Raw genomic sequence first — 22,129 nt, 5'->3', positions numbered from 1 at the left:
CCCCGGGTCACACCGCCGCGATGTCGAGGATGCGGACCGTCCCGTCGTTGAGGTTGGTCACGTAGGCCCGTCGCCCGTCGGGCGTCACCGAGACGCTGGTCGGACCGTCCCCGGTCGGGATGGTGGCCGTCACCTGGTTCGTCGTCGTGTCGATCACCGAGACGGTGTCGCCGTCGACGTTGGCCGTGTAGAAGTGCCGGCCGTCGGGGGCGTAGGTGAGGTCCTGGGGCTTGAGGCCCACCGGGATCGTGGCGACGACGGTGTTGGTCGCCGTGTCGATGACCGAGGCGGTGCTGCTCTCGAAGTTGACCACCGACACCCGGGTCCCGTCGGGGGAGACCTCGATGCTGTGCGGCGCGAGGCCCGTCGGGATGGTGGTGATCACCGAACCGCCGTCGGTGAGATCGAGGACGGAGACGACGCCGGATTCGTGGTTGGCCGTGTATCCCACGGTGCCGTCGGCGTTGACGGCGATCCAGTGCGGGTTCGCGACCACCTCGTAGGAGTCGACCTCCTCGGCCGTGGCCGTGTCGAGGACCTCCACCCTGCCCTCGTTGTGCAGCGGGACGTAGAGCAGAGCGCCGTCGGGGGAGGTCGTCGGCGCGAACGGGCGCAAACCCACCGGGACCGTGGCGGTCACCGTGTTGGAACTCGTCTCGACGAACGCGACGGCGTTGTACGTGTAGTCGGCGTTGTAGATGGTCACGTACGCGGTCCGGCCGTCGGGCGAGAACGTGATGAACTGCGGGGGACCGGCCGGGATCGGGATGGTCGCGGTCACCGCGTTGCTGGTCGTGTCGAGGACGGTGACGATGCCCTCGTCCCGGTTGGCGATGTAGCCGTACCGGCCGTTGGGCGCGATGGCCATGAACCCCGGCGTCGGGTTCACCGGGACCGGTTCCCCGAAGATCGTCGGGACGGCGATGCTCTCCGCCACCTCGGCCGGTGCGGCGCCGCCGGAGGGCAACGGTCGCCCTGTCCCCGGCGCGCTGCTCTCGGCGGTCGTCCCGGGCGAGGAGTCGGTCGCCACCGAGTCCGAGCCGTCCGGCCAGAGCAGGTAGGTGACCACCGCGGCGACCAGGACGAGCACGAGCGCACCGGCCAGCGCCAGCCGGCGGCCCCGCCCCGACCGCCCCGATCCGGTGCCCGGCGGCCCGGGCGGCGGCACCGCCCCGCCGGACCAGCCCGGTGCGCCGTTCCACCCCGGGCCCGACGGCCCGTCAGGCCCACCCGGCCCACCCGGTCCGCCCGGTCCGCCCGGCCCACCGGGTCCGCCCGGTCCCCAGGGGGTCGCCGGGAGGTGCGGCGCCGGTAGGGGGTCGATCGAGCGGTGGGCGCCGTCCTGGGTCCGCAGCCCGAGCTCGACCGGCGCGGGCATCGGCCGCTGATCGCCGACCGCCGGCGCGCCGGCCCCCGCCACCGGCACGGCGGGCAGGGGGGCCGCCCCCGTGGTCGGGCTGCGCGGGGTGGGCACGTCCGCCGGGGTGAGTTCCAGCGCTTCCCGTGCCGCGGTGATGAGATCGCACGGCGTGGCGTAGCGGTCCTCGGGCCGTTTGGCCATGCCCCGGCTGACGACCTCGTCGAGCGCCGGCGGGATCCCCTCGACCATGCGGCTCGGCCGTGGCGGGTCGGTGTAGAGGTGGGCGTACAGCAGGGACGCCAGGTCCTCTCCCGGGAACGGACGGGTGGCTGTGAGGCACTCGGCCAGGACGCAGGCCAGCGAGTAGACGTCCACCCGCCCGTCGAGGGGCTGGTTGGTGAACCGCTCCGGGGCCATGTAGTCGAGCGTGCCCACCGTCGCCCCGGTCATCGTGAGCGACGTCCGGGTGCTGCCCATGGAGCGGGCGATGCCGAAGTCGACGACGTAGACGAAGTCGTTGGCGGTGACGAGGACGTTGGACGGCTTGATGTCGCGGTGGACCAGGCCGTCGGCGTGCGCCGCCTCGAGGGCGTCGGCGACCTGGGAGAGCATCGCCACCGCGCGGGCCGGCCGGATCGGGCCGTCCTTCAGCAGGTCGCCGAGGTCGCGGCCGTCGACCAGACGCATGTCGATGTAGAGGCGCCCGTCGATCTCTCCGTAGTCGTGGATCGGGACGACGTGCGGTTCGCGGAGCCGGGCAGCCACGTGCGACTCCCGCCGGAACCGGTTGATGAAGTCCTTGTCGTTGCCCAGCGCCTCGGGCAGGAGCTTGAGCGCGACGACGCGGTCGCGACGCGTGTCCGTGGCGCGCCAGACCTCGCCCATGCCGCCGACACCGATCAGGGCTTCGAGCTCGTAGTGCCCGAACTGTCGCGCGGTCATGCCATGCGCCCCCTCGGTGGGCCGGACCGGCCCCCGAGGGCGCAGCGTAGGAGCGCGCGGGTGGCGCGGTAAAGGACTCCGTCCGCGGGGGGCAGGCGTAGCGTCGGGGATGTTCTGGTTCACGTCGCGCGCCGGCCCCGCTGCCGGTGCCGGGCCGGGAGCACGCCTTCAGCGTGCCGGTAGCTCCGGCTCAGTCAGGTCGTCCCATGACCACTCCCACCGCAACTCCCGTCCTCCCCGTCCCCGCCGTCGAGGGGGCCTGCGAGATGTGCCCCCACGCGCTCCGCGCCCACGACGCCATCTCGCTGCGCTTCTGCGCCGCGACCCGGGCGGCGGCGATCACGCGGGGCTGTGTCTGCCCGGCGTAGCTCTGCTGCGTGACCGGCGTCACCGACCCTCCCGGGGGCGGCCCGGCGTTACCAGCCAGTAACATCCATGATCGGAGCCAGGCGGACCCATGTCCGCGTCCTGAACGCGTCCTGAGGAAGGTCAGCGCGATGAACATCGTCGTTCTTGTCAAGCAGGTCCCCGACTCGGGCACCGAGCGCAAGCTGGACCCGGCGGACAACACCGTCGCCCGCGCCTCGGCCGACAACGTCATCAACGAGATGGACGAGTACGCCATCGAGGAGGCCCTGACCGTGCGCGACGCGCAGGGCGGGGAGGTCACCGTCCTGACGGTCGGCCCCGACTCGGCCACCGACGCGATCCGCAAGGCGCTGTCGATGGGCGCGGACAAGGCCGTGCACGTCGTCGACGAGGCCATCCACGGGTCCTGCGCCGTGCAGACCAGCGCCGTGCTCGCCGCGGCCCTGCAGCAACTGGAGTACGACCTGATCCTCTGCGGTGCCGAGTCCACCGACGGGCAGGTGTCGGTGATGCCGGCGCTGCTCTCGGAGCGGCTGGGCATCCCGCAGCTGTCGGGCGCCCGCAAGCTCACCGTCGAGGGCGGCACCGCCAAGGTGGAGCGGCAGACCGACGGCGGCTACTGGGCCCTGGAGGCCTCGCTGCCGGCGATCGTGTCGACCTGGGACACGATCAACGAGCCGCGCTACCCCTCGTTCAAGGGGATCATGGCCGCGAAGAAGAAGCCGGTCGAGACCAAGTCGCTGGCCGACATCGGCGTCGACGCGTCGTCGGTGGGCCTGGCCAACGCGACCACGCAGGTCCTCGACTTCGCCGGCCGCCCGCCCAAGGGCGAGGGCGTCAAGGTCACCGACGAGGGCGACGGCGCCCAGAAGTTCGTCGAGTACCTCGTCAGCCAGAAGATCGTCTGAGCCCGGTCCCGGAACCAGTAGAGGAGAAGCAGTCATGGCAGAGGTCCTGGTCCTGGCCGAGCTCAACCCGGCCGGCGGCGGCGTCCGCAAGACCACCCTGGAAGCCCTCACCGCGGCGCGCGCGCTCGGCGAACCCTCGGCCGTCGTCCTCGGCGCCCCGGGCACCGCGGCCGGCGTCAAGGACGCCCTGGCCGAGTACGGCGCGGCGACGGTCTACGTCGCCGAGTCGCCCGACGTCGACGACTACCTCGTCGCGCCCAAGGCCGAGGTGCTCGCGAAGCTGGTCGAGGAGAAGTCGCCGGCCGCCGTCGTCATCCCGTCCTCCCCGGAGGGCAAGGAGATCGCCGGCCGCCTGGCGATCAAGACGAACTCGGGCTTCCTCACCGACGTCACCGAGATCGCCGCCGACGGCACCGCGACCCAGGTCGCGTTCGCCGGTCAGACGATCGTGCACTCGAAGGTCACGACCGGCACGCCGATCTACACCCTGCGCGGTAACTCGGTCACCCCCGAGCCGGCCCCGGCGGCGGGCACCGAGCAGCCGGTCGAGGTCGCGATCTCCGATGCGGCCAAGCAGGTCAAGGTCGTCGACCGGGTCGTGGAGCAGAAGTCCAACCGCCCCGAGCTGACCGAGGCCTCGATCGTGGTCTCCGGTGGGCGCGGTGTCGCGTCGGCCGAGAACTTCTCGATCATCGAGGGCCTGGCCGACTCCCTGGGTGCCGCCGTCGGTGCCTCCCGGGCCGCGGTCGACTCCGGCTTCTACCCGCACACCTTCCAGGTCGGGCAGACCGGCAAGACCGTGTCGCCGCAGCTCTACGTCGCGGTCGGCATCTCGGGCGCGATCCAGCACCGCGCCGGCATGCAGACCTCGAAGACCATCGTGGCCATCAACAAGGACCCCGAGGCCCCGATCTTCGAGCTGGCCGACTTCGGCGTCGTCGGTGACCTGAACACCGTCGTCCCGCAGGCGACCGAGCAGATCACCGCCCGAAAAGGCTGACACCGCACCGCACTACTGTCGAGCGCCGGCCCGGAAGGGTCGGCGCTCGACGTGCGTTGGAGGACCGTGTGGTGGGGAACAGGGTGCAGGCCGGCACCCCGTCGGGGGTCTTCGACAAGGCCCACCGGCTGACCACCGCCGGGCTGCTGATGCTCGTCACGTTCATCGCGTTCGAGTCCATGGCCGTGGCGACGGCGATGCCCACCGCGGTCACCGAGCTCGACGGTCTGGCCTGGTACGGGTGGCCGTTCAGCGCCTACCTCGTGGCCTCCGTCGTCGGGATGGTGGTGGGCGGCGACGCGGGTGACCGCCGCGGACCGCGCACCGCGCTGCTCGTCGGTGTCGGCGTGTTCGCCGCCGGCCTGCTCGGCGGCGGGCTGGCCGGGCACATGGCCCTGTTCGTGGCGGCCCGCGCGGTGCAGGGCGTCGGCGCCGGGATGATCGCCGTCTCGCTGTACGTCGTCGCCGGGCAGGCGTACGAGCCGGCGTTGCGGCCCAAGCTGTTCGGCGCCATCTCCGCCGCGTGGGTGCTGCCCGCGCTGGTGGGTCCGGTGATCGCCGGCCTGGTGACCACCCACCTGACCTGGCGGCTGGTGTTCCTCGGGCTGCTGCCGCTGATCGCGGTAGGCCTCGCGCTGGTGCTGCCGGCCCTCCGCGCGCTCACCGCTCCCGCCGACGCGGCCCCACCCGTTCCGGCGCGGCGGTGGTGGGCGGCGCTCACCGGTGTCGGCATCGGGGCCCTGCAGTACGCGGGTCAGCGGCTCGACCTGGTGGCGGTGGCCGTCGGGGCGGCCGGGCTCCTCGCGCTGGCGGCCGGCCTGCGTGCGCTGCTGCCGCCCGGGACCGTGCGCATCCGTCGCGGGCTGCCCGCCGTCGTCGGTGCCCGCGGCCTGCTGGCCGGTTCCTTCTTCGGCATGGACGCGCTCCTGCCGCTGACCCTCACCCAGCTGCACGGGTACAGCCCGACGACGGCGGGCATCCCGCTGACCGCCGGCGCGCTGGGATGGGCGGCTGCCTCGCAGCTGCAGGGCCGGCGGCCCGACATCGCCCGCGTCGTCCTCCTGCGAGCCGGCTTCGTGCTCCTCGCCCTCGGCGTGGCCGGCACGGCGCTGGTCGCCGTCCCGGGCTTCGGTGGCTGGCCCGCGTACCTGACCTGGGGGGTCGCCGGCCTCGGCATGGGGCTGGGCATGCCCAGCGTCGGGGTGCTTCTGCTCGACCAGTCGCCCGAGCACCGGCGGGGCGCGGACTCCGCGGCCTTCCAGATCGCCGACGTCACCGGCTCGGCCCTGTGCATCGGAGCGATCGGTGTGCTGGTGGCTGCCGCCGCCTCCGGACTGATGGCGCTGACGACCGCGGTACTGGTGGCCGTCGTCGTCCTCACCGCGGTGGCCGCCCTCGGTGCCGTCGTCGCGCCGCGGGCCGGTGCCGGAGTGACGCCTCCGGCACCCCTGCCCGGCGCGACTACCCTGGCGGCGTCATGACCTATCTGGACCACGCGGCGACCACGCCGGTGCTCCCCGAGGTGCTGGCTGCCATGACCGAGCAGCTGGGCCGCGTGGGCAACGCCTCCTCGCTGCACGCGAGCGGCCGGGCCGCGCGGCGGGTCGCCGAGCAGTCGCGGGAGCGGCTGGCCGCCGCCCTGGGTGCGCGGCCGTCGGAGGTCCTGTTCACCAGCGGCGGCACCGAGAGCGACAACCTCGCCGTGAAGGGCCTGTACTGGGCGCGCCGGCAGGCCGATGCCGCGCGCCGCCGCATCGTGGTCAGCCCGGCCGAGCACCACGCCGTCCTCGACAGCGTCGAGTGGCTGGCCAAGCACGACGGCGCGGAGATCACCTGGCTCCCGGTCGAGCCCACCGGCCGGGTCGTGCCGGACGCCCTGGCCGACGCGCTCGGCGACGGCTCCGACGTCGCCCTCGTCAGCGTGATGTGGGCGAACAACGAGATCGGGACGGTCAGCGACGTCGCCGCCCTGGCGGAGGTCGCGCACGCCGTGGGCGTGCCGATGCACACCGACGCGGTGCAGGCGGTCGGCCAGGTGCCGGTCGACTTCGCCGCCAGCGGGGTGGACGCCCTGACGATGACCGGTCACAAGCTCGGCGGCCCGATGGGCGCCGGAGTGCTCCTCCTGCGCCGCGACGCCGACTGCACGCCGCTGCTGCACGGCGGTGGCCAGGAGCGCGACGTGCGCTCGGGCACCCTCGACGTCGCGGCCATCGTCGGCCTCCAGGTGGCCACGACCAGCGCCGTCGCGGCGCGGGCCGACCGGGCGCCGCGGCTCGCCGCCCTGCGCGACCGGCTGGTCGCCGGCATCCAGGGCGTGGTGCCCGATGCCCAGCTCAACGGCGCGCCCCTCGACGACGTGCTCGCCGGTGGTCCCGGCCGGCTGCCCGGCAACGCGCACCTGTCCTTCCCCGGCGCCGAGGGCGACGCCCTGCTCATGCTCCTCGACGCCAAGGGCATCGAGTGCTCGACCGGGTCGGCGTGCAACGCCGGCATCGCCCGGCCCAGCCACGTGCTGCTCGCCGTCGGCGCCGACACCGCCCGGGCCCGCGGCTCCCTGCGGTTCACCCTCGGCCACACCACCGGCGACTCCGACGTCGACGCGGTGCTCGAGGTGATCGGCCCGGTGGTCGAGCGGGCCCGGCGCGCGGGGCTGGGGTCCCGATGAGGGTGCTCGCCGCGATGAGCGGGGGAGTGGACTCCGCGGTCGCCGCCGCCCTGGCCGTCGACGCGGGGCACGACGTCACCGGCGTCCACCTGGCCCTCTCCCCGGACCGCCAGACGCTGCGCAGCGGCGCCCGGGGGTGCTGCAGCGTCGAGGACGCGCACGACGCCCGCCGGGTCGCCGACGAGCTCGGCATCCCCTTCTACGTGTGGGACCTCGCCGAGCGATTCACCGAGGACGTGGTCGACGACTTCGTCGCCGAGTACGCGGCCGGCCGCACCCCCAACCCGTGCCTGCGCTGCAACGAGAAGATCAAGTTCTCGGCCGTGCTCGATCGCGCGCAGGCGCTCGGCTTCGACGTCGTCGTCACCGGCCACCATGCCCGGCTGGCCGACGGCTCGTTGCGCCGGTCGGTCGACGCGGCCAAGGACCAGTCGTACGTGCTCGGCGTGCTGACCGCCGAGCAGCTCGCGGGCGCCTGGTTCCCCCTCGGCGGGATGACCAAGGACCGGGTGCGCGAGATCGCGGCGGCCCGCGGCTTCGCTGTGGCGGCCAAGCCCGACTCGCACGACATCTGCTTCATCCCCGACGGCGACACCCGCGGCTTCCTGGCGCGGCGGCTGGGCAGCCTGCCCGGACCGGTCGTCGACGCCGCCACGGGAGCCACGGTCGGCGAGCACGACGGCACGTACGGGTTCACGGTCGGCCAGCGCCGCGGGCTGGGCGTCGCGGTCGGTGACTCGCGGCCGCGGTACGTCCTCGGCATCGAGCCGGTGTCCCGGACGGTGACGATCGGGACGGCGGAGCTCGCCGGGGTGGGCGAGGTGCGTACCGGCGTCCCGTCCTGGACCGGTCCGGCGCCGTCCCTGCCGTTCCGTGCCGAGGTGCAGCTGCGGGCCCACGGGACGCCGGTGGGCTGCGAGGTCTCCGCCGACGGCGACGGCCTGGTGATCCGGCTGGACTCCCAGCAGCGGGGCGTCGCTCCCGGCCAGTCCGCGGTGCTCTACGCGCCCGACCCCGCCGCCGGGGACCGGGTGCTCGGCCAGGGCGCCGTCCTGGCGGCCGCGTGACCTTTCCCCGGGGCGGCGCGACCGGCGTCGGTTCGCTGCCCGGCGCCGACCCGATCGAGGCGATGCGGCTGGTGCTGGGCGAGCTGCCCGAATTCCCGCACCTGCCCGAGCTGCCCGGCCGCGGTGCGGGTGCCGACATGATCGGCCGGACGGCGGCGTTGCTGGTCGACCTCGCCGTGGACATCACACCGGCCGGCTGGCGCCTGGTCCCGCGATCGGGGATCGACCTTCGGCGGGCCCGGGAGTTCCTCGCCCGCGATCTGGACGCGCTCACCGACGTCGCCGACGGGTGGGCCGGGCCGCTCAAGCTGCAGGCCGCCGGCCCCTGGACGCTGGCCGCCTCGCTGGAGCGCTCTCGGGGTGACCGCGCCGTCGTCGACGCCGGCGCACGCCGCGATCTCGCCCAGTCGCTGACCGAGGGGCTGGCCGTCCACGTGGCCGACGTCGCGGCGCGGGTGCCCGGCGCCCAGATCGTGGTGCAGCTCGACGAGCCGTCGATGCCCGCCGTGCTGCAGGGCGCGCTGCCGACGGCGAGCGGGTTCGGTCGGCTGGCGGCGGTCGAGGAGTCTGTCGCCGAGCAGGAACTCGCGGCCGTCGTCGCGGGGTCGTCCGTGCCGGTCGTGCTGCACTGCTGCGCCCCGCGCATGCCGCTGGCCCTGTTCCGCCGGGCCGGGGCCGCCGCGGTCTCCTTCGACCTCGGGCTGGTGCAGGACCTCGACGCCGTGGGGGAGTCGGTCGACGCGGGAGTGCACCTGCTGGTCGGCGTCGTGCCCGGCGTCGATGCGGCGCTGCCGGCGCCTAAGGCGACGGCCTCGCGGGTGCAGGCCTGGTGGAACGAACTCGGGTTCGCGGCCGACGACCTTGCCGGTGCCGTGACCCTCACGCCTGCGTGCGGCCTGGCCGGGGCGACGCCGGGCTACGCGAGGTCGGCGATGACCCACCTGCGCGAGGCGGCGAAGTACCTGCAGCCGGAGTGACGGGCTGTCGGTCCGGTTCGCCCGCTCCTGGCCGGCATCCCGCCGGGCAGCCGTTCCACTTGATCGGCCCCCCGAGATTCGGGCTGTGGACGGCGCGTTTCTGTCGGTGATCGAACGTATGATCGAACGCATGGACGACGACGCGCCGCACGGCCAGGGGGACGGGTTCCCGCCGCCGGCTGTCGGCTGGGCGTCGGGCCCACTGGGTGAGGCGCAGGTCGCGCATCGCAGGATCGCGCGGGAGACCGCTGCGCGGTTCCGGAAGCTGGCCGCCTTCGCCGCCACCCGCCCGGCCTCGGCCGACCGCCGTCCCGGGGAGAAGGGCGCGATGAGTGCCGACCGGCGCGCCGCGCGGCCGGAGGTGCTCGCCGACGTGAGCGAGTGGGCGGCGCAGGAGGTCGCGATCGCGTTCGCCATCCCCACGCGCACGGCGGAGATCGAGCTGGCGCGAGCGCTGACCGTCGTGCGGCGGCTGCCGCGCACACTGGAGGCGCTGGAGTCCGGTCTGCTGCACCAGGGTCACCTGTGGCCGATGCTCGACAAGGTGGCCACGGTCGCCGACGCCGCCATCCGCGCCCGGCTGGAGGCCGACCTGCTCGCGTGGGTGGGCAGGCGGCATGTCACCACCCCGGCGCAGCTGGGCGCGAAGATCCGCCGTGAGCTGCTGGCCCGCAACGTGCGCGACGCGGCGCGGGACCTGGAGGAGCAGCTGCGCCGTCGAGGCGTGTACGTCCAAGCCGATCGGGTCGACGGGATGGCCACCCTGTGTGCGCTGCTGACGGTGCCCGAGGCGGCAGCGCTGGTCGAGGCGCTGGGTGCCTACGCCGACGCACTCGTCGACGATCCGGCCGCCGGGCCGCCCCGGAGCCGGCAGCAGAAGATGGCCGACTGCCTGCTGGACCTGGTGCTGCGCCCGGGGGAGTCCGACCTGCCGGTGGTCCGGGCCGACGTCACCGTGGTCGCACCGGTGGCCACGATGGTGGGTGGGGACCAGCCGGCGGAGGTCGGCGGCGATCCGGTCCCGGCGGAGATGGCCCGCGCACTCGCCCAAGGCCTGGGCCTCCTGCCTGCCCCCGCCGACGATGGTCCTCCCGACGGCGCGTGTCCGGCCGGGAGCTTCGACGACCTCGAGTTCGACGCCGACCCCGCGACCCACGACAGCCTGCTGGCCGCCGCCGACGAGGCGTGGTGGGCCGAGGTCGAGGCCCGGGTGGCGCGCGGGGAGTGGGGCGGCGAGGACGACCCACCCCCGGACGAACTCGAGCGGTTGTGGGCCGAGACGGCCCGGGAGCTGGCCGATGACCCGCACTGGGCCCTCCTGTTCGGCTTCGTCGAGGACGACGACGAGCCGGTGCCGATGCGTCGAGCACCGGGGGAGACGTCTGCGCGGGGGCCGTCCCCCGGCGACACCTCCGTGGCAGCGGCCGACGACGGCGGGGCAGCGGCAGCGGCAGCGGCCGAGCCTTCCTGGTGGGCGGCCGCAGACGCCGCCGTCGACGCGGCGGGGGCCGCGCAGCTGGCGGTGGACCGGGCCCTGAACCGTGCCCAGCGGGCCGTCGACGCCGCGGAACGGGCCGACCGGGCCGATCGCGACGCCTGGGAGGAGTCTGCGGCGGCCCGCATCTCGGCCGCTCCCGACGCGCTGACGGCGCTGGCGCATGCCACCGCCGACCGGCGTGCTGCGCTGGGCGCTCTCCTGCAACGCACCGCGGGTGGTGGGCTGGCCGACCGGCCGCGGATCGCGCTGACCGACGCCCTCACCGGTGCACTGCTCGCCCTGACCGACGCCCCGGGGCTGCGAGCCGCGGCAACCTGCGGGGCGCGGGCCTGTCGCACCGGGCGGCGAGTGTGCGATCACGACCTGACCGGTCGTCCCGGTCTCGGCCCACCGCCCGAGTGCGACACCTACCGGCCCGGGGCAGCCCTCGACCGGTTCCTGCGCGCCCGCGACCGCCGGTGCCGCCAGCCCGGCTGCCGCGGCCGGGTGCCGCGGGGTGGCGAGCTGGACCACAACGTCGCCTATCCCGACGGCCCGACGGCGGCGCAGGGCATGGTCGGGTTCTGCACCGGTCACCACCGCGGCAAGCACCAGGCACCGGGCTGGCGCTACGACCTCTCGGCCGAGGGCACCCTCACCGTCACCACCCCCACCGGGATGGTCGCGTCCACCGATCCGCCGCCCTTCTGATCATGTCGTCATCGCCGGATACCGTTTCGTCCGTGAGCGCCGAACTCGACGAACCGACGGTCGCGGCCGTCGCCGACCAGGAGGACGTCACCGAGGTCCCCGACGACGCCAGGACCAGGCACCGGGACCTCTCCGAGGAGCTCGACCGGCACAACTTCGCCTACTACGTGCTCGACCAGCCGACCATCAGCGACGGTCAGTACGACGCGCTGATGGCCGAGCTCAAGGCGCTCGAGGCGGCCCACCCGGCGCTGGTCACGCCCGACTCACCCAGCCAGAAGGTGAACGGCGGGTTCGCGGCGACCTTCTCGCCGGTCCAGCACCTCGAGCGCATGCAGAGCCTCGACAACGCCTTCTCCAGCGACGAGCTGTCGGCCTGGGCCGCCCGCGTGGAACGCGAGGCCGGCACCGGTGCGCGGTTCCTGTGCGAGCTGAAGATCGACGGGCTGGCAGTGGCGCTGCTCTACGAGCACGGCCGTCTGGTCCGCGCCGCCACCCGCGGCGACGGGACGACGGGAGAGGACGTCACCGCCAACGTCCGCACGCTGGAGGGCATCCCGCACCAGCTGGATGCGAGCGACGTGGACGGAGATCTGCCCGCCCAGCTCGAGGTCCGCGGCGAGATCTACTTCCCGGTCACCGCGTTCGCCGACCTCAACGCCGCCATGGTCGAGCAGGGCAAGGCGCCGTTCGCCAATCCGCGCAACGCCGCCGCCGGCTCGCTGCGGCAGAAGGATCCGCGGGTCACCGCCTCCCGGCCGCTGCGGATGATCGTGCACGGGATCGGCTCCCACGACGGCTGGCAGCCCGAGCAGCAGTCCGAGGCGTACGTCCGGCTGCGGCAGCTCGGCCTGCCCACGAGCGACCGGTTCGAGGTGGTCGACGACCTCGAGGGCGTCTGGGCCTACATCGAGCGCTACCGCGAGCAGCGGCACTCGGTCGAGCACGAGATCGACGGCGTGGTCGTCAAGGTCGACCAGATCGCGCTGCAACGCCGGCTGGGCTCCACCTCGCGCGCTCCCCGGTGGGCGATCGCCTTCAAGTACCCCCCGGAGGAGGCGACCACCACGCTCCTCGACATCCGCGTCAACGTCGGGCGCACCGGCCGGGTGACGCCGTTCGCGTTCATGGAGCCGGTGAAGGTGGCCGGCTCCACCGTGCAGCTCGCGACGCTGCACAACGCCAGCGAGGTCAAGCGCAAGGGCGTGCTGATCGGCGACACCGTCGTCATCCGCAAGGCCGGTGACGTGATCCCCGAGGTGCTCGGCCCGATCGTCGCCGACCGCGACGGCTCCGAGCGCGAGTTCGTCATGCCGACCCACTGCCCCGAGTGCGGCACCGAGCTGCGGCCGGAGAAGGAGGGCGACGCCGACATCCGCTGCCCGAACTCGCGGTCCTGCCCGGCGCAGTTGCGCGAGCGCGTCTTCCACGTCGCCGGCCGAGGCGCCTTCGACATCGAGGTGCTCGGCTACGAGGCGGCGATCGCGCTCCTGGAGGGCGGGCTGCTGCAGGACGAGGGCGACATCTTCTTCCTCGACGCGGAGAAGCTCGAGCGGACCGACTTCTTCACGAAGAAGGACGGCACGCTCTCGGCCAACGGCACCAAGCTGCTGGCCAATCTGCAGACCCGCAAGGACGTCCCGCTGTGGCGGGTGCTGGTCGGCCTCTCGATCCGCCACGTGGGCCCGACCGCCGCGCAGGCACTGGCCCGCGACTTCCGCTCCCTCGACCGGGTCGCCGAGGCGAGCGAGGAGGACCTGGCCGCCGCCGACGGGGTCGGGCCCACGATCGCCCGGTCGATCCGTGACTGGTTCGCCGTCGACTGGCACCGCGAAGTGGTCGAGAAGTGGCGTCGCGCCGGCGTGCGCATGGTCGACGAGAGCGCCGACACCGGCCCCGGTCCGCTCACCGGCGTCACCGTCGTCGTCACCGGTTCGCTGCGCGACTACAGCCGCGATCAGGCCACCGCCGCGATCCAGGAGCGCGGCGGCAAGGTCACCGGTTCGGTGTCGAAGAAGACCGGCTTCGTCGTCGTCGGCGCCGACCCGGGCAGCAAGTACGACAAGGCCGTGCAGGTGAAGGCACCGATCCTCGACGACGACGGGTTCCGCGTCCTGCTGGAGGCCGGGCCCGACGCCGCCCGGGAGGTGGCGACGATCGGTGACGGCAGCCAGGCCGACGGCAGCTAAGCCGGGGGCAGCGACGCCACGGTGGTCGCGATGCCGGTCAGGTGCGCCAGGCGCAGCAGCTCCGAGCGACGGAAGGCGGGGCCGCCCGACCGGCCGAGCACGACCGCGCAACCGGGCCCGCCGAACGGGGCGACCATCATCTCCAGGGCCATCTCCCGCCAGCGCTCGGGCATCCAGTCGTCCTCGCTGGGCAGCAGCTTCGGGCCGGACAGCGGCATCCACGGCACGGTCAGGCCATCGAAGCCCGGCGCGGCGTCGGACGCCGCCGCCACCTCCCACGCGCCGGCGCCCGTCGCGGAGAGCACCACCGCCCAGCCGCTGTGGAACACCCGCGGCAGCTCGGCGGCGAGCAGCTTCACCGAGGTCCCCTCGCCCGCCCGGGCCAGCGCCTCCAGCAGTTCCAGCTCGCGGTGGGTGTCCAGGGGACCGGCGAAGGGTCGCAGCGCCTCCACCTCGACCCCGGGCACGGCCCGGACGGCGGTGATCAGGCTGTCGGGCAGCCGGTCACGGGGCAGGTCGACCACGACGTCGTCCACGGCGACACCGCCCCCGCGTTCCAGCACGTCCACCGACACGATGTCGATGCCGGCGTCGCCGAGGGCGGTCGCCACGGCGCCCAGGATGCCGGGCCGGTCGGGAACCACCAGACGCAGGAGATAGGACACGGTTCCTCCGGGTCGTCCTCGAAAGATGCGGCCGATCTCCGTCGATCGTGTGCGTCCAGCTTCTCACGCGCCGGAAGGCCGGCTGCCCGCCGCGCTGCCCCACGTAGAGTGGCAGGGTCCGCGGGCGCGCCCGCAGCGACGGCCGAGCACGACGCCGTCGGGCACCGCCGTCGAGAACCAGCCGTCGAGCAGCACCGAAATGGAGTCCGCACCCCAGTGAGCACGCTCTCCCGGAATGTCCGCGTGACCCGCGAGGAGATAGCCCACCTGGCGCGGCTCTCCCGCCTGGCGGTCACCGACGAGGAGCTCGACCTCTACGCCGGCCAGCTATCCGCTGTCCTGGACGCGGTGGCCCAGGTGCAGCAGGCCCCCGTCGCGGACGTGCCACCGACGACGCACGCCGTCCCCATGACGAACGTGATGCGCCCCGACGTCACGCGGCCGAGCCTGCCCCGCGACGTCGTCCTGGCCGGCGCCCCCGCCGCCGAGGACGACCGCTTCCGCGTCCCCCGCATCCTGGGGGAGGAGGAATGAGCGCCCCCGAGCGCAGCGACCTGACCACCACCTCCGCGGCCGATCTCGCCCGCGCCCTGAAGGCCCGGGAGCTCTCGTCGGTCGAGGTGACCCGCGCCTACCTCGACCGGATCGCGGCCGAGGACGGCCGGCTGGGCTCCTACCTGCACGTCGACGCCGACGTCGCGCTGGCTCGCGCCGAGGAGATCGACGCGGCCGGGTCCGCCGGTGACGGCCTGGCGGGCATCCCCGTCGCCCTGAAGGACGTCGTCGTCACCGAGGGCGTGCCGACGACCAGCGGCTCGAAGATCCTCGAGGGCTGGCGGCCGCCGTACGACGCCACTGTCGCCGCCCGGCTCAAGGCCGCGGGCACGGTGCTGCTGGGCAAGACCAACATGGACGAGTTCGCGATGGGCTCCTCCACCGAGAACTCGGCCTACGGCGTGACGCGCAACCCGTGGGACCCCGAGCGCATCCCCGGCGGGTCCTCCGGCGGCTCCTCCGCCGCCGTGGCCGGCGGCCTCGCCCCGTGGGCGATCGGCACCGACACCGGCGGCTCGATCCGGCAGCCGGCCGCGCTCACCGGCCTGGTGGGCCACAAGCCCACCTACGGCTCGGTCTCCCGCTACGGGCTGATCGCCTTCTCCTCGAGCCTGGACCAGGCCGGTCCCATGGCCCGCACCGTCCTCGACGCGGCCCTCCTGCACGAGGCCATCGCCGGTCACGACCCGCTGGACTCCACGAGCATCGACTCGCCGGTCCCCGTGCTCGCCGAGTGCGCCCGTCGCGGCGCCGACGGCGACCTGTCCGGCCTGAAGGTCGGCGTCGTCCGTGAACTCGGCGGCGAGGGCCACCGCGACGGCTACGAACAGGGCGTGCTCGACCGGTTCGCCGAGGCCGTCGCGCTGCTCGAGGGCATGGGCGCCGAGGTCCGCGAGGTCTCCTGCCCCGCCTTCGACCTCGCCCTGCCGGCGTACTACCTGATCGCCCCCAGCGAGGCCTCCTCCAACCTGGCCCGGTTCGACGGGGTGCGGTACGGCCTGCGGGTCGGCGACGACGGCGACCGCGACCTCGACGAGGTCATGGCGCTGACGCGGGAACAGGGCTTCGGCCCCGAGGTGAAGCGCCGGATCATCCTCGGCACGTACGCGCTGTCCAGCGGCTACTACGAGGCCTACTACGGCCAGGCGCAGAAGGTGCGCACGCTGATCAGCCGCGACTTCTCCGCCGGCTTCGCCGACGTGGACGTGCTGGTCAGCCCGACGACGCCGACCGTGGCCTTCCCCCTGGGGTCGCGCGTCGACGACCCGGTGGCGATGTACGCCGCCGACCTGTGCACCCTGCCGGCGAGTCTGGCCGGGGTGCCGGCGATCTCGGTGCCCTGCGGACTGTCCGACGGCCTGCCGGTCGGCTTCCAGATCATGGCCCCGGCGCTGGCCGACGACCGCTGCTACCAGGTCGCGGCGGCACTGGAGGCGGCGTCGGGCGGGCCGCTGATCGACCGCCTGACGGGGGCTGCCGCGTGAGCGGGGCGCTGAAGGCCGCGTGGGGCCTCACCGCCTTCGTGATCCTCGCCGGCGCCGCCGGCTGGCTGATCACCGGCCGCGCCGTCTTCGCCGTCTTCATCGTCCTGGGCGTGCTGACCGCCGTCGGCGCCCTGCTCACCGGGCGCAGCGAGCGAGCCGCCACGAAGGAGGAGCACAACCCGTGAGCCCCGATCCGCTGGTCGACTTCGACGAGGTCCTCACCCGCTACGAGCCGGTGATCGGCCTCGAGACGCACGTCGAGCTGGGCACTGCCTCGAAGATGTTCTGCGGCTGCTCGACCACCTTCGGCGCCGAGCCCAACACCCAGACCTGCCCGGTCTGCCTGGGCCTGCCCGGCTCGCTGCCCGTGGCCAACGCCGCCGCGATCGAGGCGACGATCCGCATCGGCCTCGCCCTGGGCTGCCGGATCGCCACCTGGTGCCGGTTCGCCCGCAAGAACTACTTCTACCCGGACATCCCCAAGGGCTTCCAGACGACCCAGTACGACGAACCGCTCTGCACCGCGGGGCACCTCGACGTCGAGGTCGACGGCGAGACGTACCGCGTCGAGATCGAGCGCGTGCACCTGGAGGAGGACACGGGCAAGAACCTCCACGTCGGCGGCTCCACCGGGCGCATCCACGGCGCCTCGCACTCGCTGATCGACTACAACCGGGCCGGGATCCCGCTGGTGGAGATCGTCACCCGGCCGATCCCGAACGTCGGGGGCAAGGCGCCGGAGGTCGCCCGGGCGTACGTGACGGAGCTCCGCGAGATCCTGCTCGCGCTCGGGGTCTCCGAGGTCCGCATGGAGCAGGGCAACCTGCGCTGCGACGTCAACACCTCCCTGGCGCCCATCGGCAGCCTCGAGTGGGGCACCCGGACCGAGACCAAGAACGTGAACTCGCTGCGGTCGGTGGAGCGCGCCGTCCGGTTCGAGATGCGCCGGCAGGCCGCCGTCCTCGACGCGGGCGAGCGGATCGTCCAGGAGACCCGGCACTTCCACGAGGACAGCGCGACGACGTCGCCCGGCCGGAGCAAGGAGGAGGCCACCGACTACCGGTACTTCCCCGAGCCCGACCTGGTGCCGGTCGCCCCCGACGAGGAGTGGGTGGCCAAGCTGGCTGCCACGCTGCCCGAGCTGCCGGCCGCCCGCCGCGCCCGGCTGACCGACGAGTGGGGCATCGCGCCCACCGAGATGGCCTGGCTGGTCAACGCCGGCGCCGTCGAACTGGTCAGCGACACGGTCGCGGCCGGCGCCTCGCCCGCCGACGCCCGCAAGTGGTGGCTCGGCGAGCTGGCCCGCCGGGCCAACGACGCGGGTGTGGAGCTGGGCGAGCTCGCGGTCACCCCGGCGCAGGTGGCCGAGCTGGTCGGGCTCGTCGCCGCCGGCACGATCAACGACCAGCTGGCCCGTCAGGCGCTCGACGGCGTGCTGGCCGGTGAGGGCGGCCCGGCACAGGTCGTCGAGGCGCGCGGGCTGGCCGTCATGGGCGATTCGGACGAGCTCGTCGCCGCCGTCGACGCGGCGATCGAGAGCAACCCCGACGTGGCCGACAAGGTCCGCGGCGGCAAGGTGCAGGCGATCGGCGCCCTGGTCGGGGCCGTCATGAAGACCACCCGCGGCAAGGCCGACGCGGCGACCGTCAAGCGGATGCTCGAGGAGCGCCTGGTCAGCTGAGGCTCTGGTCGTCGTCGGTGTGGGGCCCGGAGGGTTCCCGCCGAGGACGACTGATGGGCTCAGCTCACGCCGGGAACGGCACCTGGCCGCGGTGTCGTCCGGAGGACGACAGGGTCATGGCCGCGGTGTCGTCCGGAGGACGACAGAGTCATAGCGGGGATTCCTGGCCGGAGTTCGGCGGGAGGATGCGCAGCACCTTGTCGTCGCCCTCGCCGGGGGTGCCCACGCCGTCCCGGTTGGACGTGGTGATCCACAGCGCGCCCTCGACGTCGAGGACGACCGTGCGCAGCCGCCCGTACTGACCGCCGAGGAGTTCCTCCGGCAGTTCGGGTGTGCTGCCGTCCTCGGGCTGCTCCCCGAGCGGGAGCACGTGGACGCGCTCGCCGTCGAGCGCGCCGACGAACGCGATCCCCGACTCCGCGTCGCCGCCGATGGCGCAGCCGCCGAGGCCGCCCTCCTCGGCGAGGATCTCGGCCACCGGCGCCTTGCCGCCGGGGCGGTAGTCGTGGCCGGCGACGAGCTGGTTCAGCTCGTCGGGACCGTCGCTGCCCTCGTCGGTGGCGAACAGCGAGAGGTCCCCGCCCTGGCAGAGCGCCGTGACGTCGCGGTGCCCCCGCGTGTAGACGGGGTCCGTGCCGCCGACGGCCTGGCCGAAGACGTCGATCCGCAGCACCACACCGGCCAGCGAGCCGGGTGCGCCGGCCAGCGCCGGGTTGCCGGTGTCCCCGGTGCCGACGTAGAGGTCGCCGTCGACGCCGAACACGAGCCCACCGCCGTTGTGCACCTGGCCGCGGGGGATGCCGGTGAACACCGGGTTGGGGGTGCCGCCGAGCGGGAAGCGGACGACGCGGTTGTCGGTCGGCGTCGTCACGTAGGCGTAGAACAGCCCGTCCTCGGCGTACGTCGGGGAGACCGCCAGCCCGAGCAGGCCGCCGTCGCCGGTGGTGTCGAGCCCGGGCACGGTCATCAGCTCGCGGGGCGGCGACCGGTCGGGGAAGACCTGCACCAGGCGCCCGGTGTCGCGCTCCCCGACGACGGCGGTGCCGTCGGCCATCAGCACGAGCGGGGTGGGGACCTCCAGGCCGGAGGCGACCACGTTCGGATCCCCGCCCTCGCCCTCGGAGCCGGGTTCGGCCGGCCGGCCGGGCTGCGGGGCGCTGGACGTCGGCGGACCGACCTGCGGGGGAGCACCCTCGGGCAGGGGGCGGAACGGTCCGCTGGGCTGGTAGCCATCGGTCCCGCAGCCGGCGATCGTCACGCTCGCCAGCAGCGCGACGACTCCGACCCGCACTCGCCCGCTCACCCCGATCACAGTACGTGCGACCTGCGCCCTGCCGCCTACAGTCGGTGCCCGTGCCCACCCTGGATCTGCGCTCCGACGAGCCGCTGCACGTGCTGGTCCCGTCGACCGCACTGGCCGCCGCCGCCGAGGCGGTCTCCCCGCGGGTGCGTGCCCACCGGGTGACGCCGACCGACGGCCCGCCGGCGGGGGAGGCCGCTCAGGCGCAGGTGTGGGTGCCCGGTGGCGGCACCGCGATCCCGCCGGGATTCCTCGAGGCGCTGCCCCGGCTGCGGCTGGTCCAGCTGCTCAGCGCCGGCGCGGAGCGATTCGTCGGAAGGCTGCCCGAGGGTGTCGTGCTGTGCAACGCGCGCGGTGCGCACACGCCCGCGACCGCGGAGTGGGTCATGACGGCGATGCTCGCCGCGCAGCGCGGGATCCCGTTCTTCGTGCGGGAGCAGGACGCGGGTCGGTGGTCGTTCGGCACCCAGCGCAGCCTCGTCGGTGCCCGGGTGCTGGTGGTCGGCGCCGGGGACATCGCGCAGGCCGTCGGCGCGATGCTCACCGGATTCGACGTCGAGCTCACCCACGTGGCGCGGACCGCCCGCGCCGGGGTCCGGTCGACGGCGGAACTGCCCGACCTCCTCCCGCACGCCGACGTCGTCGTGCTGCTCGTCCCGGTGACCCCCGAGACGGTCGGCATGGTCGACGCGGCGTTCCTCGCCGCGATGCCGGACGGCGCCCTGCTCGTCAACGCCGCCCGCGGGGTGGTCGTCGACACCGACGCGCTGCTCGCCGAACTCACCAGCGGGCGACTCCGCGCGGCGCTCGACGTCACCGATCCCGAGCCGCTGCCCGAAGGGCACCCGCTGTGGTCGGCGCCGGGCCTGCTGCTCACCCCGCACGTCGCCGGCGCCATCCCGGACACCGACGAGCGCGCGGCGGCCGCGGTGACCGACCAGCTCGCGCGCGTGCTGGCGGGAGAGCCGCTGGTCAACGTCGTCGACCGCTACTGACCCCGTGCGTGCTGACCTCGTGATGGCCTGCGCCTAGCATCGCCGATCGTGAGCACCGTCGAGGATCGCCCCACCGGCAGCAGCACGATGAAGCCGCGCAGCTGGGAGGTGACCGACGGCGACACCAAGGCGCCCGCCCGCGCGATGCTCCGTGCGGTCGGGATGGGCGACGACGACTGGGACAAGCCGCAGATCGGCGTCGCCTCCTCCTGGAACGAGATCACGCCCTGCAACCTGTCGCTCGACCGGCTGGCCAAGCGGGCCAAGGAGGGCGTGCACGTCGCCGGTGGCTACCCGCTGGAGTTCGGCACGATCTCGGTGTCCGACGGCATCTCCATGGGGCACGAGGGCATGCGCGCCTCCCTGGTGTCGCGCGAGGTCATCGCCGACTCGGTGGAGACGGTCATGTTCGCCGAGCGCCTCGACGGTTCGGTCCTGCTGGCCGGCTGCGACAAGTCCCTGCCCGGCATGCTCATGGCCGCGGCCAGGCTCGACCTGGCCAGCGTCTTCCTCTACTCCGGCTCCACGCTGCCGGGTCGGCTCGGCGACCGCGACCTCACGATCATCGACGTCTTCGAGGGCGTCGGGGCGTGCGCCCGCGGGCTGATCACCCGTGACGAGCTCGACGCCATCGAGAAGGCCGCCTGTCCCGGCATGGGTTCCTGCGGGGGCATGTACACCGCCAACACGATGGCCAGCGTCGCCGAGGCCCTCGGGATGGCGTTGCCCGGCAGCGCCGCCCCGCCGGCGCCCGACCACCGCCGCGACGCGTTCGCCGTCGCCTCGGGCGAGGCCGTCGTCAACCTGCTCCGGCACGGGATCACCGCCCGGCAGATCATGACCAAGCAGGCGTTCGAGAACGCGATCACCGTGGTGATGGCGCTGGGCGGCTCCACCAACGCCGTCCTGCACCTGATGGCCATCGCGCACGAGGCCCAGGTCGACCTCACGCTCGAGGACTTCAACCGGATCGGCGACCGCACCCCGCTCCTGGCCGATGTCAAGCCGTTCGGCCGGTACGTCATGACCGACGTCGACCGCATCGGCGGCGTCCCGGTCGTGCTCCGCGCCCTGCTCGACGCCGGCCTGCTGCACGGCGACGCGCTGACCGTCACGGGCAAGACGATGGCCGAGAACCTCGCCGAGATCGCCCCGCCGGACCCCGACGGCACGATCATCCACGCGATGACCGCGCCGATCCACAAGACGGGCGGCCTGGTGATCCTGCGCGGCTCGCTGTCGCCCGACGGCGCCGTCGTGAAGTCGGCCGGGTTCGAGGACGAGGTCTTCGAGGGCACCGCACGGGTCTTCGACGGCGAGCAGGGCGCGATGGACGCCGTCACCCACGGCACGCTGCAGCCCGGCGACGTCGTCGTCATCCGGTACGAGGGACCCAAGGGTGGCCCGGGGATGCGCGAGATGCTCGCCGTCACCGGCGCGATCAAGGGTGCCGGCCTCGGCAAGGACGTCCTGCTGCTCACCGACGGCCGGTTCTCCGGCGGTACGACCGGCCTCTGCATCGGGCACGTGGCGCCCGAGGCCACCGACGGCGGCCCGATCGCGTTCGTGCGCGACGGCGACCGGATCCGCCTGGATCTGGCCGCCCGCACCCTCGACCTGCTGGTCGACGAGGACGAGCTCGCCGCCCGGCGCGAGGGCTGGTCGCCGCTGCCCCCGCGGTACACGACCGGGGTCCTCGGCAAGTACGCCAAGCTCGTCGGCTCGGCGGCGCAGGGCGCGATCTGCGGCTGAGCGCCGCGATGTAGGCCGTTCGGGGGACA

At 73.9% G+C, this 22,129-nt stretch carries 18 protein-coding genes; 15 read left to right on the top strand and 3 right to left on the bottom strand.

Features of this window, described 5'->3' with window-relative positions:
• Positions 1-7: 7 nt before the first annotated feature.
• Positions 8-2,302 carry a protein kinase domain-containing protein gene (locus ABD644_RS15670; RefSeq protein WP_344689885.1) on the bottom strand — a complete coding sequence of 765 codons (2,295 nt, stop codon included), beginning with the start codon at positions 2,300-2,302 and terminating at the stop codon, positions 8-10.
• A gap of 206 nt (positions 2,303-2,508) precedes the next feature.
• Between ABD644_RS15670 and ABD644_RS15665 the strand changes: the two genes are divergently transcribed.
• The 9 genes from ABD644_RS15665 to ligA all read left to right on the top strand — a co-directional run bounded on the left by ABD644_RS15665 (position 2,509) and on the right by ligA (position 13,668).
• Positions 2,509-2,670: an RGCVC family protein gene (locus tag ABD644_RS15665; protein ID WP_344689884.1), complete on the top strand. Its 162-nt coding sequence runs from the start codon at positions 2,509-2,511 to the stop codon at positions 2,668-2,670.
• Positions 2,671-2,799: 129 nt separating this feature from the next.
• Complete coding sequence (locus ABD644_RS15660) at positions 2,800-3,579, top strand: electron transfer flavoprotein subunit beta/FixA family protein (RefSeq protein ID WP_344689883.1); 780 nt, start codon at positions 2,800-2,802, stop codon at positions 3,577-3,579.
• 34 nt (positions 3,580-3,613) lie between these two features.
• Positions 3,614-4,579, top strand: a complete 966-nt coding sequence (locus tag ABD644_RS15655; RefSeq protein WP_344689882.1) for an electron transfer flavoprotein subunit alpha/FixB family protein — start codon at positions 3,614-3,616, stop codon at positions 4,577-4,579.
• A gap of 71 nt (positions 4,580-4,650) precedes the next feature.
• Positions 4,651-6,060 carry an MFS transporter gene (locus ABD644_RS15650; protein ID WP_344689881.1) on the top strand — a complete coding sequence of 470 codons (1,410 nt, stop codon included), beginning with the start codon at positions 4,651-4,653 and terminating at the stop codon, positions 6,058-6,060.
• Complete coding sequence (locus ABD644_RS15645) at positions 6,057-7,247, top strand: cysteine desulfurase family protein (protein WP_344689880.1); 1,191 nt, start codon at positions 6,057-6,059, stop codon at positions 7,245-7,247. Before ABD644_RS15650 ends, ABD644_RS15645 begins: the two co-directional genes overlap by 4 nt.
• Before the next feature lie 14 nt (positions 7,248-7,261).
• Positions 7,262-8,314 carry a tRNA 2-thiouridine(34) synthase MnmA gene (gene mnmA, locus ABD644_RS15640; protein WP_344689879.1) on the top strand — a complete coding sequence of 351 codons (1,053 nt, stop codon included), beginning with the start codon at positions 7,262-7,264 and terminating at the stop codon, positions 8,312-8,314.
• Complete coding sequence (locus ABD644_RS15635) at positions 8,311-9,291, top strand: methionine synthase (protein ID WP_344689878.1); 981 nt, start codon at positions 8,311-8,313, stop codon at positions 9,289-9,291. Before mnmA ends, ABD644_RS15635 begins: the two co-directional genes overlap by 4 nt.
• A gap of 130 nt (positions 9,292-9,421) precedes the next feature.
• Positions 9,422-11,479 (top strand): DUF222 domain-containing protein, encoded by a 2,058-nt coding sequence (locus ABD644_RS15630; RefSeq protein ID WP_344689877.1) that lies wholly within the window; start codon positions 9,422-9,424, stop codon positions 11,477-11,479.
• 32 nt (positions 11,480-11,511) lie between these two features.
• Positions 11,512-13,668 carry an NAD-dependent DNA ligase LigA gene (gene ligA, locus ABD644_RS15625; protein ID WP_344689876.1) on the top strand — a complete coding sequence of 719 codons (2,157 nt, stop codon included), beginning with the start codon at positions 11,512-11,514 and terminating at the stop codon, positions 13,666-13,668.
• Here the strand turns inward: ligA and ABD644_RS15620 are convergent.
• Entirely contained in the window at positions 13,665-14,333 is a 669-nt protein-coding gene (locus ABD644_RS15620) for an ACT domain-containing protein (protein WP_344689875.1), read from the bottom strand. The genes ligA and ABD644_RS15620 overlap by 4 nt on opposite strands.
• A 216-nt stretch (positions 14,334-14,549) precedes the next feature.
• Here ABD644_RS15620 and gatC point away from each other — a divergent pair, with 216 nt between their 5' ends.
• From gatC to gatB, 4 genes are read left to right on the top strand one after another with little or no spacing between them, the layout of a single operon-like run.
• A complete protein-coding gene (gene gatC, locus ABD644_RS15615; protein WP_425547447.1) occupies positions 14,550-14,867 on the top strand; it encodes an Asp-tRNA(Asn)/Glu-tRNA(Gln) amidotransferase subunit GatC in 318 nt (105 codons plus the stop codon).
• Positions 14,864-16,372: an Asp-tRNA(Asn)/Glu-tRNA(Gln) amidotransferase subunit GatA gene (gene gatA, locus ABD644_RS15610; RefSeq protein WP_344689874.1), complete on the top strand. Its 1,509-nt coding sequence runs from the start codon at positions 14,864-14,866 to the stop codon at positions 16,370-16,372. Before gatC ends, gatA begins: the two co-directional genes overlap by 4 nt.
• Positions 16,369-16,557, top strand: coding sequence for a hypothetical protein (locus ABD644_RS15605; RefSeq protein ID WP_344689873.1), 189 nt, complete (start codon positions 16,369-16,371; stop codon positions 16,555-16,557). Before gatA ends, ABD644_RS15605 begins: the two co-directional genes overlap by 4 nt.
• Positions 16,554-18,053: an Asp-tRNA(Asn)/Glu-tRNA(Gln) amidotransferase subunit GatB gene (gatB, locus tag ABD644_RS15600; RefSeq protein WP_344689872.1), complete on the top strand. Its 1,500-nt coding sequence runs from the start codon at positions 16,554-16,556 to the stop codon at positions 18,051-18,053. Before ABD644_RS15605 ends, gatB begins: the two co-directional genes overlap by 4 nt.
• A gap of 148 nt (positions 18,054-18,201) precedes the next feature.
• Here the strand turns inward: gatB and ABD644_RS15595 are convergent, their stop codons facing one another.
• The gene (locus ABD644_RS15595; RefSeq protein WP_344689871.1) at positions 18,202-19,356 is read right to left on the bottom strand and encodes a PQQ-dependent sugar dehydrogenase; all 1,155 of its coding nucleotides are present in this window, start codon (positions 19,354-19,356) and stop codon (positions 18,202-18,204) included.
• 50 nt (positions 19,357-19,406) lie between these two features.
• Between ABD644_RS15595 and ABD644_RS15590 the strand changes: the two genes are divergently transcribed.
• A complete protein-coding gene (locus tag ABD644_RS15590; protein WP_344689870.1) occupies positions 19,407-20,348 on the top strand; it encodes a 2-hydroxyacid dehydrogenase in 942 nt (313 codons plus the stop codon).
• Between the two features lie 48 nt (positions 20,349-20,396).
• On the top strand, positions 20,397-22,100 hold the full coding sequence (gene ilvD, locus ABD644_RS15585) for a dihydroxy-acid dehydratase (protein WP_425547446.1): 1,704 nt from the start codon (positions 20,397-20,399) through the stop codon (positions 22,098-22,100).
• Positions 22,101-22,129 lie beyond the last annotated feature (29 nt).

It is taken from the genome of Blastococcus jejuensis (genome assembly GCF_039534705.1).
GTDB lineage: Bacteria > Actinomycetota > Actinomycetes > Mycobacteriales > Geodermatophilaceae > Blastococcus_B > Blastococcus_B jejuensis.
The sequence above is the reverse complement of the archived record's forward strand: the minus strand, read 5'-3'. Positions and strand labels throughout refer to the sequence as shown.